Source organism: Pseudomonas sp. LBUM1646 (genome assembly GCF_059716165.1).
The window spans coordinates 4,147,278-4,161,030 of record NZ_CP166810.1; the positions used below are offsets into that span (position 1 = coordinate 4,147,278).

Here is a 13,753-nt window from a genome sequence, read left to right on the forward strand (position 1 = left end):
AAAAGACTTTTTCGCTCCTGCGACGTTGCCATCACCCCAACCATTGCCAACGTCGATAGTCACCATCACGTCAATGAAGTTCTCATAAAAAATCCCCGGCGTAACATCCGCTCCATACCAACCAATAAACACCCGGAGCACACGATCATGAAACGCCAAATCCTTCTCAGCATCGCTTTCTCGGTTTTTGCAGTTAACGCTTTTGCCGCGTCTTCTCACACCATGATCGCTGAAGGCGGTTCGGATCGTCTAATTGAAAGCCGTGTGGCTGAGGGTGGTTCGGATCGGTTGCAACAGAATCGTGTTGCTGAAGGTGGTTCTGATCGTTTGATCGAGAATCGTGTAGCTGAAGGTGGCTCGGATCGTCTGCAACAGAATCGCGTTGCCGAAGGTGGTTCGGATCGTCTGCAACAGAACCGCGTAGCCGAAGGTGGTTCCGACCGTCTGATCCAGAACCGCGTCGCATGAATGAATGCCTTTAAAGCGGTCCTCAACAAAAAGCCCGGCCTAACCAAGCCGGGCTTTTTCATGCCTGAAACAAACCAATTCCTTTCAGGCACTACGATTTAAACGTTGCTTTGGGTACCGGCACGCTCACTAACGTCGAGCAAAGCATCAAACGCCTCAATATCCAGCGGCCGGCTCAGGTAGTAGCCTTGGCCTTCATCGCACTCCACCGCTTTTAGCAATCTCAGGTGTTCGGCCGTTTCAATGCCTTCTGCCGTCACGGTGAGGGATAACGCGCGCCCCAAGCCGACGATGGCCTGGACGATGGCCTTGTCATCTTCGCTTTCCGCCAGCCTGTTCAAAAAGCTGCGGTCGATTTTCAGGCCGTCGAAGGGGAAGGCGCGCAGGTAGCTCAGCGAGGAATATCCGGTACCAAAGTCGTCCATGGAGATGCGCACACCGAGGCGTTTGAGCGTTCGCATCACTTCAAGTGCGCCAGTGGCGTCTTCGAGCATGACGCTTTCGGTGATTTCCAACTCGACTCGGCCAGGGTCGATCGCTGAGTCGCTGAGGGTTTTCTGAATGCGCTCGATCAGGTTGCCGCGCTTGAATTCAGTCGGTGAAAGGTTAACGGAGACGAACAACCTTTCCGGCCACTGTGCGGCGCAACGGCAAGCGGTGCTGAGCACCCAGTTGCTCAAGGACAGAATCAGCCCGGACTCTTCGGCAATCGGGATGAACGTGTCAGGGGGTATCAAACCGAACTCAGGATGTTGCCACCGTACCAGCGCTTCGGCGCCGACCATCTGGCCGTCGGCGATACGGTAGCGCGGTTGGAAATGCAGCCGTAGCTCACCGTGTTTGATCGCGAAACGCAGGTCGCTTTCCAGGCGACGGCGCTCAATGATCCGGGTGTTCATATCGCCCGCGTAAAAGCGCCAGGTGTTACGGCCTGCGGCCTTGGCCTCGTACAGTGCGATATCGGCATAGCGCAGCAGTTCGGGGGCCTCACACGCGTCGGTTGGCGCCATCGCGATGCCAATACTGGCGCTGACGAATACTTCCTGCTCATCAATCTCTATGGGCCGCTCGATGGATTCGATCAGGCGACGACAAAGCGCCTCGACTTCATCCATCGAACTTACGTCGGTGAGGATCAATACAAACTCATCGCCCCCGACCCGAGCAACGAGGTCGCCGTGGCGCACGCAGTCCGCCAGGCGGCGCGACACTTCATTGAGGACCCGATCACCGGCGGCATGGCCGAGCAAGTCATTGACCGGTTTGAACCGGTCAAGGTCCAGGCTGAGCATGATCAGGGGTTGCTCCGCCGTCGGCATCGCCTTGAGTTTACCGTCAAGAAACTCCTGAAGACGCGTCCTGTTGGGTAGCCCGGTCAAGGCATCATGTTGTGAGAGGAATTCGATGCGGCGACGGGCTTCAACCTCCTCCGTCACATCGGTCGCGGTGCCCCGGAATCCCTCCCCGGCCATTGCTCGAGCCGACAGACGAGTGATTCGTTCCTGACCTTTGGTGTCGATATAGCGACACTGGACGCTGATGTCTGGGCGACGGTTCGGGATGCTGAGCCACTTGGATAACGTGCCTGATTCGGTGCACAACAGATCATCGATCACCGCACCTATCCAGGCGTCCCTGGACAGCCCCGTTACGTCTTCAAATCGCTCGGACAAAAAAGTCAGATGCCAGCCCGCATCAATTTCCCATACCCAGTCCGAGCTGGCTTCTACGACGTCGCGAAAACGCGCTTCGCTGATGGCGAGGGCGTCTTGACTGCTTTGAAGCGATGCATAGCTGGCGTCAAGGGCCTTCGCCCCGGCGGTGGTCCGGCGCAAAATGGCCCACGTCATCAGACACACCAACAGCGCGGCGACGCCGATCAATGGCAACCCGATCCCCAATAAGCGCAGGCCTGGCTTTGACGAGCGCCAATGCAGGCTGCCAGCAGCACCGTCATCGCCCAATGGCAGAAAAGCCGTGGTGCCAGCGTCGTCGGAGGTGGCGACGTGCAGACGATCTACCCCGAAATCGTTGCCCATCAGCTCGAGCTTGGTGCTGTTCAACATGTCCACGAAAATCAACACCGACGGCGGCCTGTCATCCGCCACCACGGTCGGGTCAGTTCCCGGTGTAATCGCTGCGGCCGCGACGAGGGTGGGTACGCCCCTGACATTGATAAAGGCTGTTATCGGCGTTTCTGTTTCCGCACCTGCACGCGCTTTATCGAGAATCCCGGCAATGGACGATTGCTCGAGCCACTCTGCGGCTTCAACGGATTTCAGCTCACCCTTGACCACTGAGTAAACAGTGCGATTGACGTCGTTGACGACAAACAGCCCCTGAAATCCAAAATCCGTATAAAGCGTTGGACCAACGTTTTGCCGGACGTAGGCCCAGTCAGGGTCCACTTCAGTGTGCAGGTGCTTGTAGGCATCGCCCCAAAACGCGTAATCCTTGACGGTTAAGCGCAGGGATTTTTCCAGCGATTGCACAGCCTTCTTCGTGTAAAACGCACTTTCTACCTCCTCCGTACGGTCCAGATCATGCGCTAGATAAGTAAGGGACACGCTGGCCAGTAAAAACACCGCGGCCAAAAGCCCCACAAACTTGAACAGGGAGGTACGTGCCAGCGACACGCTCGAACGGTTGGTGAGGGTATCGACGATAGTGGCGAGATTGTTCGGCATAATTTCCCGCTGGTCGTGGATGCAAGTCGGTTGCCTATAACGCTATCGGCTGCGTTAACGGAATAGTGAGTAATCTGCTTGTTCCCGCTGCCCTTCTAAACATTCTCGTCAATGTTAGTCGAAGATCTGCTATTCGCTGACGGCGAAGTACCTCTTCTGACTGTGCCTGGGATCGCTGTTGCAGACGCTCTGTAGCAGCGGTTTGTGGCTGATCATCATGGCGCCCTCCCGTCACGCGTTGGCTTTCAACCTTGATGCAGACCGTCAACTACGCAGGGTAATGCCCAGGGCGTATCGGCCAAGGCGAGAGCGCCACTGTTTTTCAACTCATCGACGGCCCCATAGCCCCAAAGTGCCCCCACTGGGATCACCGCATTTCGCTGGGCGGCCTGCATGTCATCACGCTTATCGCCAATCATGAACACGCCAGAGGGTGGCATCGCAAGGGAGGCTAGCAGTGTCTTTACCAGATCAGCTTTGTCATCCAGTTTACCGTCGGGCGAGGTGCCGAAAATCGCCTGAAAAGAATCGAACAATCCGTTGTGGATGAGCATTTTTTCCGCAAACTCTTGTCGTTTCGAAGTAGCAATGAAGAGCGAATAATCACGCTCCGAAAAATAGCTGAGCGCCTTGGTTATACCTGCGTACGGAGGGCTTTGGTAAAGCCCTTGCTCCCTGTAGTGAGAGCGGTACAAGTGAACGCACTCTTCGATTCGATCATCTGCAAAAGGCGCCAGCAGTTCTGCGACGATTTGGTTCATCGGGGGGCCAAACAACTTCTGCGTCTCCGCGCCGGGAACAAAGTCATGGCCCAGTTTGCGTATGGCGTACGTCAAACTCTCAACGATTCCGGGTGCCGAATCGAGGACGGTACCGTCCAGATCGAAAATGATGACGTTGAAATCAGCCACGTGTGGAGCCTCCCCGTAGCGCAGGGGCTTTTTCAAAAGGGCTGATGCCCGATAGCGTTTTCAAGCACATTGGCGACCTGCCCCGTCGTTGAAATAGCTGTTTAAAAATCTATGGTCGGAAGGTGGCATTTGCTCACTGAGTTTCAACCATTGCCAACGTCGATAGTCACCATTACGTCAATGAAGTTCTCATAAAAAATGCTCGGCGTAACATCCGCTCCATACCCAACTAATAAACACCCCGGAGCACACGATCATGAAACGCCAAATCCTTCTCAGCATCGCTTTCTCGGTTTTTGCAGTTAACGCTTTTGCCGCGTCTTCTCACACCATGATCGCTGAAGGCGGTTCGGATCGTCTGATTGAAAGCCGTGTGGCTGAGGGTGGCTCGGATCGTCTGCAACAGAATCGCGTAGCCGAAGGTGGCTCGGATCGTCTGCAACAGAATCGCGTAGCCGAAGGTGGTTCCGACCGTCTGATCCAAAACCGCGTTGCCTGAATGAATGGTTTTACCGCGGTACTCAATGAAAAACCCGGCTTTATCAGCCGGGTTTTTTTATGCCTGCGATTCGGCGTTGTTCATGGGTGTTTAGGCGTTTGTTGAAGATCAAAAGATCGCAGCCTTCGGCAACTCCTACGGGGGTACGCCATATGAAATAAGCGTTACCGATCTATCTCAACCCGCCCAAACCGCTCCACTTCCGCCCTCTTACGCCCCTGAATCCAATACCCCATCGCCGCCATCGGCACCGTCCCCAACATCACCACCACCGCAATCTGCAACGGCTGCTCGATCCACGTCGACACCAGCAAACTCGCGCCAAAGCACGCCCCCAGTTGCAACGCGTTCTGCAACGCGGCCGCTTTGCCGGAGTTTTCCGCAAATGGCGTCAGTGCATTGGTAATGATGATCGGGAAACTCGCACCGTTGACCAAGCCCATCAAGCAGAACGGGATCAGCAATGTGGTCAGGGTTGGCGTGGTCAATGTCGCCACCAGGTACAACGCGATCATGCTCACGCAGTAGGCGAGGATCAGCCAGGGCAGCATGACGTGACCGCTGATCCGTTGCAGCAAACTGCGGCAGCTGAAGCCCCCGATCAGGAAGCCAAGGGTTGGCAGTGCGTAGCTCAGGCCGATGTCGCTGGGGCTGTAGCCCATGCCGCCGAGGATGAACGGTGAGGCGGTGAGCCAGGCGAAAAACGCGGCTGAACAGGCGGCGTAGATCAGGACGTTGCCGCTGAAGGCCTTGGTTTTGAGGAGTTGTCCGAAGCTGATGCGGGAGCGTTCGCCGTTGGCTGTCAGGCGTTTCGGAGTGGTTTTGAGCAACACCGTGGGCACCAGCAAAAGCACACTGACGCCGAGCAGCACGGCAAAAATCGACAGCCAGCCCCAGTGATTCAGCAGCAGCGCGCCCAGCAGTGGCGCGAGTGCGGGTGACAGGGACATCAGCGGGATGATGCCGGCGAACAGGCGATTGGCTTGCTCTGCCGGGTAGCGGTCGATCACCAGCGCTTGCCAGCTGACCGCCGCCGAACACACGCCGACAGCCTGGATAAAGCGCAGCGCCCAGAGTTGCACGTCGGTTTCGACCCAGAACATGCCCAGGCAGCCCAGGGCAAATAGGCTCAAGCCCATTAGCAACACCGGTTTGCGACCGATGCGGTCGGACATGGGCCCCCACAACAATTGGCCGACGGCAAACCCGGCGAGGAAAATGCTCAGGCTCGCGCCGACCGCCCCGGCCGACAGGTGCAGTTCGCCGCCGATGGCGCCGAACGCCGGCAGATACATGTCCATGCCCAAGTAGCCGAGCACACTCAGCCCAATCAGGTAACAGGTGAAGCCAAACGAGTTTTTCATTAACGCCCTAACGGAATCTTCAAATCAAATAATTTGTTAGCAGCGTGCCATTATGAGTGGTGAGCTTTTGCTGTGAAGCGATAATAATTGGACGTTCTTATCAATATTTTTGAAGGCAACTGAATGTGGTCTGAATATTCCCTCGATGTGGTCGATGCCGTGGCCCGGCATGGCAGTTTCAGCGCGGCGGCGCAGGAGTTGCACCGCGTACCGTCGGCGGTCAGCTACACCGTGCGCCAATTGGAACAATGGCTGGCGGTGCCGTTGTTTGTGCGGCGCCATCGCGATGTCGAGCTGACGCCGGCCGGCAAGTTGTTTATCGAGCAGGCCCGTGGCGTGATGAAAAGCATGCTCGACACCCGGCGACTGTGCCAGCAAGTAGCCAATGGCTGGAGCGGTCAGATGAAAGTGGCGGTGGATGCCATCGTCAAACAGGAGCGCTGTCGGCAACTGGTGCTGGATTTTTATAAACAGTTTCCCGACGTCGAGTTGCTGCTCAGTTACGAAGTGTTTAACGGCGTGTGGGATGCCCTCGCCGATGAGCGCACCGACATCGTGATCGGTGCCACCAGTGCCGTGCCGGTGGCCAGTCATTACAGCTTTCGCGACATGGGCCTGTTGAACTGGTTGTGCGTGGCCAGCGCCCGGCATCCGTTGGCGGCATTAAACGGTCCGTTGGACGACGATCAACTGCGCCCCTACCCCGCGCTGTGCATGAACGACACTTCTCGTCATCTGCCGAAACGCGATACCTGGTCGCTGGATAATCAGCGGCGGTTGGTGGTGCCAAATTGGGCTTCGGCCCTGGATTGTTTGCGCGAAGGTTTGTGCGTGGGCATGGCGCCGGCGCACTTGATGCTGCCGCTGATCGAGCAAGGCGAATTGGTCGCCCTGAACCTGCAAAGGCCCTTCGCCGCCAGTCCGTCGTGCGTGGCGTGGAACCAGAACAAGCATTCGCCGGCCATGGCCTGGTTGCTCGATTACCTGGGGGATGCCGAGACAATGAATCAGGAATGGTTGAATGGCCCGGGCGTTCGGGTTGCCGATTGAAAGCATTTTTGACGATGAAGTGGTTTGAACCCGATCAGTTCGCCGACACCAACTTCAGCCCGATAACGCCGCCCAGGATCAACGCGATGCAGAGAATCCGCAGCGGCGTAGCGGCATCGCCCAATACCGCCATGCCCAGAATCGCCGTCCCCGCCGCGCCAATGCCGGTCCAGACCGCGTAACCCGTGCCCACGGGCAGTGAACGAAGCGCCAGTGACAGCAGAAAAACACTCGACACGCCGGTGGCGGCGGCGATCAGTCCCGGGGTCAATCGAGTGAAGCCGTCGGAGCCTTTCATTGCAAAGGCGAAGACGATTTCGAGGATGCCGGCGAGGCTTAAAAGTACCCATGCCATGGTGACAGTTCCTTTCGTTAGGTCAGCGAGCACCGACGCGGTGCTCGCCAATTAGGCTCAGGCCTTGGCGGCTGCCGCGGGGATTGAGCGGAAGGTAATGCCGAAGCGGTTAAACGCGTTCATCAAGCCGATGGCATAGGTGAGGTCGGCGAGTTCTTTGTCGTTGAACTCGGCGGCGGTGGCTTGGTAGTCAGCGTCCGGCACACCGGTTTCGGCAACCCGCGTGACGGTCTCGGCCCAGGCCAGGGCGATGCGTTCGCGGGTGCTGAACACGGCACCGGAATCGCGCCAAACTGGCACCAGCACCAGTTTTTCCACAGTTACGCCGAGTTTGAGCAGATCCCGCGAGTGCATGTCGATGCAGTAAGCGCAGCCGTTGAGTTGGGAGACCCGCAGGTACACCAGGTCGATCAGTTCGTGCGGCAGACCGGACTTTTGGAGTGTGACGTACACACCGCCGAACGCCTTGTAACCTTCAGGTGAAGCACTGGCGTAGTCGATACGGTTAGTCATGATGAATCCTTCTGGTGGCTGTTTGGAGGACTCCATCGTGGGACGTCATGGCCCAGGGTTGAAGGTCCATGATCTGTCTTCCACTCTGGGCCATACTTGCTCCATTCATGGACCAGTCACAAAGGCGATTCATGGATCTTTTGGCTAGGTCATGACCTTCGTAGCATGGGCACCTCAATCGATAACCTTGAAGTGAGCCAACCATGAACATCCTGCACGTCAGCTGCAGCCCGCGCGGGCAAGCGTCCGAGAGTTATCGGCTCTCGCAAACCGTGATCGGGCATTTACTGAAGAACAATCCCACCGCCGAGTTGATCAACCGGGTGGTGGGCTCGGGCGGGATTGCGCATGTGGATGAGAACTACGCGATCTCCCAGCAATCACTCGAAGACATCGCTGAGGATGGTTCTTTCATCCAGTCCGAAGTGTTGATCAATGAACTGCAAAGCGCCGATGTGTTGGTCATCAGTACGCCGATGCACAACTTCACCGTGCCCTCGGCGTTGAAGGTCTGGATCGATCACGTTGCTCGGGTGCGGCGGACGTTTAATGTCGGCGCGCAAGGCAAGACCAGCCTGCTGCGTGATCGTCCGGTGTTTGTGGCGATTGCTTCAGGCGGTCGATTTTCCGGGGAGCGTGCGCGTCAGCCGGACTTTCTGACGCCGTACCTGAAAGCGGTGCTGAACATGATCGGGCTGCATGATCTACATTTCTTCACGGTCGAAGGCACCGCCCTGGGCCCGGACGCTGTCGCTGAAGCTCGGGCCAACACAGATCAGGCGCTTCAGGCGTATTTCCAACATCACGAGGCGCAATGACAAATCCTGGCAAGGCTTTTTCACCGCTGGACCCGGCGTCCAAAGAACCCATCTACCGGCAAATCTACTGGCGGTTCCGGGGCGCCATAACGGACGGCGTGCTCACGCCGGGCGAACGGATTCCGGCGGCTCGGGCGCTGGCGAAGGAACTCGGGCTGGCGCGGGGCACCATCGACACCGCGTACTCCCTGCTGACTGCCGAGGGCTACATTCAGGCGCGCGGCCAGGCGGGAACGGTGGTGGCGCCGGGGATCAACGTGCGGGCACCCTCCTCGGCTGCGCCGCGAACCGTCGAGAATCCTTCGATCCGGCACAAGGCGCCGATCCTGCCGTTTCAAATGGCCTTGCCGGCGCTGGACGCCTTTCCACGGAAAATCTGGGCGCAAATGGGCGCCCGTTGCGTGCGGGCTACGCAGGTGGCGGACATGGCCAATCCATCGGTGTATGGACTGGAATCGTTGCGCACGGCGATTGCCACTTATCTGCACGTCGCCCGCGGTATTACCTGCGCGCCGTCCCAGGTATTTATCACGTCGGGCTACCGCAACACTTTGGCGTTGATCACCCATGCGCTGTTGAAACCGGGTGATCGGGTGCTGGTAGAAGACCCTGGCTACCTGCCTACCCGCCAGTTGCTTGAACATCTTCAGATCGAGATTGAGCCCGTCCCGGTGGATCAGGACGGCATGCAGGTCACGCACGCGGTGAACCACTCGATGGGTGCGCGTGCCGCCGTCGTCACGCCGGCCCATCAGAGTCCTTTGAGCGTGTCGCTGTCGCTACCGCGCCGACTGGAGTTGCTGGAGTGGACGAGCCGCGAGCAAGCCTGGATTGTCGAGGACGACTACGACGGCGAATACCGCTACATCAGCCGCCCGCTGCCCGCGCTCAAGAGCCTGGATCGCGAGGGTCGGGTGCTCTATGCCGGCACGTTCAGCAAGGTGCTGTTTCCGGGCATCCGCCTCGCGTATCTGGTGGTGCCTCCGGCGCAGGTCGAACGCTTCGAACGCGTCAGCCAGACCTTTCTCGGTGGCTGCCCGGAACTCACCCAAGCCATCGTCGCGACATTTCTCACCGAGGGCCATTTTGCCCGGCATATCCAGCGGATGCGCAAACTCTACGGTGAACGCCGGGAGGCGACTGCGCGGGGGCTCAAGGCAGTCTTGGGCGAGCGCATTCGCATTGATGCGCAGCCGGGTGGCATGCACCTGATCCTGCGGCTGACGGATCAACAATCCGACCGCTCACTGGTCGAGCGCCTTCAGCACGCGGGGATCTACGCCGAAGCGCTGAGCGATTTCAGTATCCGTGGCCAGACCGGGTCGGCGCTGCTGCTCGGATTCGCCAACATCGATTCCCAAGCCACCGCCGAACGTCTCGGCCAACGCATCCTGGAATTGCTGTAAGCATGGCCCACTCAAACACTCGATTCTTGGCGCTGTTGCGCTGATCCAACAGGCCGCAGGATGGGGCGCTCCCGCCCTCAACCGGACCTCATTCGATGCCTTCCCCACTTCGCAGTATTGCTGTTTTCTCCGGCTCCAATTTCGGCTTCAACCCCGCCTATGCTGAAGGCGCTCGCGCCTTGGGCCGGGAGATTGGCAAGCGCGGCTTGCAACTGGTTTATGGCGGCACCGACCGGGGTTTGATGGGCATCGTGGCCGATGCCGTGCTCGCCGAGGGTGGCGAAGTGGTCGGCATCATCACCCGCTATTTGCACGACCTCGGCCACCTGCACGGCGGGCTGACCCGGCATGAAGTAACGCCCGACATGCGCAGCCGCAAGACGCGCATGAGTGAATGGGCGGACGCGTTTATTGCCTTGCCCGGCGGTCTGGGGACGTTTGAAGAACTGTTTGAAGTCGCGACATTGACGCAACTGGGTGAACACCATAAAGGGGTTGCTTGCCTGAACATCGGCGACTTTTTCAACCCGGTTCGCAGCCTGCTGGAGCATGCGGTGAAAGAAGGTTTCATGAAAACCGAGCACAGCGAAATGCTGATTCTCGGCACGGATCCGGCGGCGCTGATCGATGCGTTGGAACAGTGGCAGGCGCCGAGCGTTAACAAATGGATTGGCCCGGTGGGGTCTTAACGTCACCGCCCCCCCACAGGCTTGCGTCTTAACCGGCTGGCCCGACAGTGATCGGCGCGTGCTGCGCCATCAACTCAGCGACCCAATCGATGAACACCCGCAGCTTGATGCTGATATGCCGGTTGGGCGGAAAAGCCACGTAGAGCGGCATCGGTTCAAGGCGCCACCCCTCGAACAACCGCACCAGTTCACCGCGCGCTTCGGGGCCCTTGGACATGTAGTCCGGAAGCCAGAAAACGCCCATCCCAGCCAGGCCCGCCGCGAGGTAGGCATTGCCATCGTCGACCGCCAGCACGTAGCGCCCCTTGATATGAAGCTGCTCATTGCCGCTGCTCATGGCATAAGGCAAGGCTTTACCGGTGCGCGCCCAGAGGAAGCCGACGATCCGATGCTCGGAATCTTCCAGCTCCCGTGGATGCGAAGGTGTACCGAGGCGTTCCAGATAACTCGGCGCGGCAAACACGCCAAGCTGAAGCTCGCCGACGCGCCGGGCCATCAGCGATTGATCAGTGAGCTCGCCGCCGCGCACCACGCAGTCGACGTTCTCACCGATGATATCGACGATGCGATCGCTGACGCCCATGTCGATCTGGATGTCCGGGTAGCGCGCATGAAACGCTGGCAATGCCGGCATCAGAATCAGGCGAGCCAGCGGGCTGGGCACATCCACCCGCAGCCGTCCCCTGGGCTGCACCGAGGCGCCAGACAGGCTGGTTTCGGCATCGTCCATATCCGCCAGCAGCCGCACCACGCGTTCGTAAAAAACCGCGCCGTCGGCAGTGACGTTGACCTTGCGCGTGGTGCGATTGAGCAATTTCACCCGCAACCGCGCTTCCAACTGCTGCACCAGTTGCGTCACGCTGGTCTTGCTCATGTGCAGGGTCTCGGCGGCCTTGGTGAAGCTGCCGGTTTCCACCACCCGGGCGAAGGCCTGCATCGCGTCAAAACGGTCCATTGTTGCCCCTGATGCCAGTCGGATTGTTTGGGTATTACAAACAGTGCTGGTTAAGGTTGCTCGTTTATCGGGCAGGTGCAAGCCCTTACAGTCACTTCATCGTTATCGATTGATGGAGGCACTGTATGACACCGCGTGATGTGGTTTTCCCACTTGGACGCCAGGCACTTTATGAGCGCAATCGCTATTCGCCGGCGATCAAGTCCAATGGCTTTTTGTTCGTTTCAGGGCAAGTTGGCAGCAACGAAGATGGCTCGCCGGAACCGGACCTGGAGGATCAGGTTCGGCTGGCGTTCAACAACCTGAACGCGATTCTGGTGGCGGCCGGTTGTACGTTCGATGACGTGATTGATGTGACGGTGTTTATCGTCAATCCCGAAGAAAAGTTCGAAACGATCTGGAAAGTGATCCCCGAGTTCTGGGGGAACGCACCGCACCCGACGCTGACCGGTGTCGGCGTTACCTGGCTGTATGGGTTTGAGTTTGAGATCAAGGTGATTGCCAGGATTCCAGAGACAACCGGAGGCTGATCTGCACACTCGGCGCATGTCGCTTCAGGCGTGACGCAAAAAAAGACCTTCCCGGTGCAGGCGGTATTGCCACCTGCACAAAGAAGGTCTTTACCCTGTCCGGGCGTTTGAATGCTGCGGCCTAACAGGCGCTCGCCACGGCCCGCCGATGGAACGTGAAGGCCTCCGGCTGTTTGGCTCGCCACGTCAGCACCAGCATCGTCAGGAAGCCCAGCGCAATCAGCAGCGGGTAGGCCAACAACAGTTCGGAAAGGGAATATTTCCAGGCCAGCGGGCGTCCGACCCCCAACATGGCGGCATACATCCACGACACCGCCGACAACGAACCGCAGAACAGCGCCAGCATCCGGGCACTGAAGCCCAGTTCTAGCAAGGAGCCGGCCTTTTGCAGTGCCGGCAACACCAGGCGATGTAGCATGACGCCGTTGTAACTCAACAACATGACAATGATGACTTTGGCCTGGAGCTTGGGATTCATGAAGTAATTCATGCCTTTTTCCAGGTAATCGATACCGACAATCGCAATGCCAGTCACCCACAAACCTACTAATGCAAAAACGACCGACTTCTGAAGACTTTCCATGTGAGCGTTATCATGCTCGGTGAAGGTTTTTCGTTTAAATAGATCCCTGACCATCGCAATATCGCTGGTTAACACCAAGCCAATGGCTACACAACACGCTACTAAATGAACGTACACCACGCCCAAGCGTAAAAACTCCATGAATTCTTTATTTTCAATCAGGCTCATAATTGTATTTATCGCCACGGTACATTCTCCACCTTATTCGACAGTACAGATCGGTTATTTAACAGGGCGTTTAGCTGCTCAATTAACCCTGCGCGATCTTACTTATACAAGACAAGCCAAATCATAGACTTGGCACTGCTAAGTTCATTGATTCGCCCGGCAAATCAACGACCGATGTGGTGTTGCCTCCTGAATTTCAGGAAAAAAAATCCCCATTTGCATACTCTGCACATGAGGTTCCAAATTCCACTTCTTTTCTGCGACTGCAGGAGCAGGTCATGGGTGACGTGCTGAAGGATCAGAGACCCATGCACCTGGTTTGTTCCTGAATTGAGCAAACTACCGACAAACGGCGGCTGTATTGGATTCAATCTGTGCAGTCATAAAACCGGCAACTAATCGTCAACGCCCATGCTAACTGGCCTGGTCGATTACAGCGCAGGACTTAGTTAGCTTATTGGATCCACTAGTTACTGAGTCGTTTACCGCTGACGCAATAGCGACCCCCTCTCATTCACACCCCTCTCACGCTCTAAACGTCAGACTATTCAGGGCGCAATCCTCTCTCCTGAAAAACCGCTCCGGTTCGACAATGTGGGAAAACGGATCCAAATCGGCGCCGAGTGATTCAGCCGTGAATGCTAAAACTTACAATTAACACCGGTTTAATTAGTTGATACCCACTAACTATCTCGAAAATTATCTGGCAACTATGCCGCCAACAGTCCTGCACCGTTGTACCGATTGGCGACGCAAG

General features: G+C 57.5%; 13 protein-coding genes and 1 pseudogene. 7 read left to right on the plus strand and 7 right to left on the minus strand.

The features are described 5' to 3' along the window. Positions 1-147 precede the first annotated feature (147 nt). Positions 148-468 carry a hypothetical protein gene (locus ACA071_RS18880; RefSeq protein ID WP_497640556.1) on the plus strand — a complete coding sequence of 107 codons (321 nt, stop codon included), beginning with the start codon at positions 148-150 and terminating at the stop codon, positions 466-468. Between the two features lie 98 nt (positions 469-566). On the opposite strand, the gene ACA071_RS18885 is transcribed toward ACA071_RS18880, so the two are convergent. Beyond that, on the minus strand, positions 567-3,155 hold the full coding sequence (locus tag ACA071_RS18885; RefSeq protein WP_497640557.1) for a bifunctional diguanylate cyclase/phosphodiesterase: 2,589 nt from the start codon (positions 3,153-3,155) through the stop codon (positions 567-569). 245 nt (positions 3,156-3,400) lie between these two features. Next, positions 3,401-4,066: an HAD hydrolase-like protein gene (locus ACA071_RS18890; protein WP_497640558.1), complete on the minus strand. Its 666-nt coding sequence runs from the start codon at positions 4,064-4,066 to the stop codon at positions 3,401-3,403. A gap of 256 nt (positions 4,067-4,322) precedes the next feature. Between ACA071_RS18890 and ACA071_RS18895 the strand changes: the two are divergent. Then, positions 4,323-4,562: pseudogene (locus tag ACA071_RS18895) on the plus strand (phage infection protein); the annotation flags it as partial. 167 nt (positions 4,563-4,729) lie between these two features. Here ACA071_RS18895 and punC read toward each other — a convergent pair. Further along, complete coding sequence (punC, locus tag ACA071_RS18900; RefSeq protein ID WP_497640559.1) at positions 4,730-5,929, minus strand: purine nucleoside transporter PunC; 1,200 nt, start codon at positions 5,927-5,929, stop codon at positions 4,730-4,732. 123 nt (positions 5,930-6,052) lie between these two features. On the opposite strand from punC, the gene punR reads away from it, so the two are divergent. Continuing rightward, positions 6,053-6,979, plus strand: a complete 927-nt coding sequence (gene punR / locus ACA071_RS18905; RefSeq protein ID WP_497640560.1) for a DNA-binding transcriptional activator PunR — start codon at positions 6,053-6,055, stop codon at positions 6,977-6,979. A gap of 34 nt (positions 6,980-7,013) precedes the next feature. On the opposite strand, the gene ACA071_RS18910 is transcribed toward punR, so the two are convergent. Both ACA071_RS18910 and ACA071_RS18915 read right to left on the minus strand, forming a co-directional pair. Next, on the minus strand, positions 7,014-7,334 hold the full coding sequence (locus ACA071_RS18910; protein WP_497640561.1) for a DMT family transporter: 321 nt from the start codon (positions 7,332-7,334) through the stop codon (positions 7,014-7,016). A gap of 57 nt (positions 7,335-7,391) precedes the next feature. Continuing rightward, positions 7,392-7,847, minus strand: coding sequence for a carboxymuconolactone decarboxylase family protein (locus ACA071_RS18915; RefSeq protein WP_497640562.1), 456 nt, complete (start codon positions 7,845-7,847; stop codon positions 7,392-7,394). 203 nt (positions 7,848-8,050) lie between these two features. Between ACA071_RS18915 and ACA071_RS18920 the strand changes: the two genes are divergently transcribed. The 3 genes from ACA071_RS18920 to ACA071_RS18930 all read left to right on the plus strand — a co-directional run bounded on the left by ACA071_RS18920 (position 8,051) and on the right by ACA071_RS18930 (position 10,760). Beyond that, a complete protein-coding gene (locus ACA071_RS18920) occupies positions 8,051-8,665 on the plus strand; it encodes an FMN-dependent NADH-azoreductase (protein WP_497640563.1) in 615 nt (204 codons plus the stop codon). Further along, positions 8,662-10,071 carry a MocR-like pyridoxine biosynthesis transcription factor PdxR gene (gene pdxR, locus ACA071_RS18925; protein WP_497640564.1) on the plus strand — a complete coding sequence of 470 codons (1,410 nt, stop codon included), beginning with the start codon at positions 8,662-8,664 and terminating at the stop codon, positions 10,069-10,071. Before ACA071_RS18920 ends, pdxR begins: the two co-directional genes overlap by 4 nt. 95 nt (positions 10,072-10,166) lie before the next feature. Further along, positions 10,167-10,760, plus strand: coding sequence for an LOG family protein (locus ACA071_RS18930; protein ID WP_497640565.1), 594 nt, complete (start codon positions 10,167-10,169; stop codon positions 10,758-10,760). 28 nt (positions 10,761-10,788) lie between these two features. On the opposite strand, the gene ACA071_RS18935 is transcribed toward ACA071_RS18930, so the two are convergent. Beyond that, positions 10,789-11,715 carry a LysR family transcriptional regulator gene (locus ACA071_RS18935; protein WP_497640567.1) on the minus strand — a complete coding sequence of 309 codons (927 nt, stop codon included), beginning with the start codon at positions 11,713-11,715 and terminating at the stop codon, positions 10,789-10,791. 125 nt (positions 11,716-11,840) lie between these two features. Here ACA071_RS18935 and ACA071_RS18940 point away from each other — a divergent pair, with 125 nt between their 5' ends. Continuing rightward, complete coding sequence (locus tag ACA071_RS18940; RefSeq protein ID WP_497640569.1) at positions 11,841-12,245, plus strand: RidA family protein; 405 nt, start codon at positions 11,841-11,843, stop codon at positions 12,243-12,245. Positions 12,246-12,366: 121 nt separating this feature from the next. On the opposite strand, the gene ACA071_RS18945 is transcribed toward ACA071_RS18940, so the two are convergent. After that, complete coding sequence (locus ACA071_RS18945) at positions 12,367-13,014, minus strand: hypothetical protein (RefSeq protein ID WP_497640570.1); 648 nt, start codon at positions 13,012-13,014, stop codon at positions 12,367-12,369. Between the last annotated feature and the right edge of the window lie 739 nt (positions 13,015-13,753).

Excerpts from the sequence above, each read along its gene's own strand:
- ACA071_RS18880 (WP_497640556.1), top strand. The coding sequence starts at position 148 with ATGAAACGCCAAATCCTTCTCAGCATCGCTTTCTCGGTTTTTGCAGTT.
- ACA071_RS18920 (WP_497640563.1), top strand. The coding sequence starts at position 8,051 with ATGAACATCCTGCACGTCAGCTGCAGCCCGCGCGGGCAAGCGTCCGAG.
- ACA071_RS18930 (WP_497640565.1), top strand. The coding sequence starts at position 10,167 with ATGCCTTCCCCACTTCGCAGTATTGCTGTTTTCTCCGGCTCCAATTTC.
- ACA071_RS18885 (WP_497640557.1), bottom strand. The coding sequence starts at position 3,155 with ATGCCGAACAATCTCGCCACTATCGTCGATACCCTCACCAACCGTTCG.
- punR (WP_497640560.1), top strand. The coding sequence starts at position 6,053 with ATGTGGTCTGAATATTCCCTCGATGTGGTCGATGCCGTGGCCCGGCAT.
- pdxR (WP_497640564.1), top strand. The coding sequence starts at position 8,662 with ATGACAAATCCTGGCAAGGCTTTTTCACCGCTGGACCCGGCGTCCAAA.
- ACA071_RS18935 (WP_497640567.1), bottom strand. The coding sequence starts at position 11,715 with ATGGACCGTTTTGACGCGATGCAGGCCTTCGCCCGGGTGGTGGAAACC.
- ACA071_RS18915 (WP_497640562.1), bottom strand. The coding sequence starts at position 7,847 with ATGACTAACCGTATCGACTACGCCAGTGCTTCACCTGAAGGTTACAAG.
- ACA071_RS18940 (WP_497640569.1), top strand. The coding sequence starts at position 11,841 with ATGACACCGCGTGATGTGGTTTTCCCACTTGGACGCCAGGCACTTTAT.
- ACA071_RS18910 (WP_497640561.1), bottom strand. The coding sequence starts at position 7,334 with ATGGCATGGGTACTTTTAAGCCTCGCCGGCATCCTCGAAATCGTCTTC.
- punC (WP_497640559.1), bottom strand. The coding sequence starts at position 5,929 with ATGAAAAACTCGTTTGGCTTCACCTGTTACCTGATTGGGCTGAGTGTG.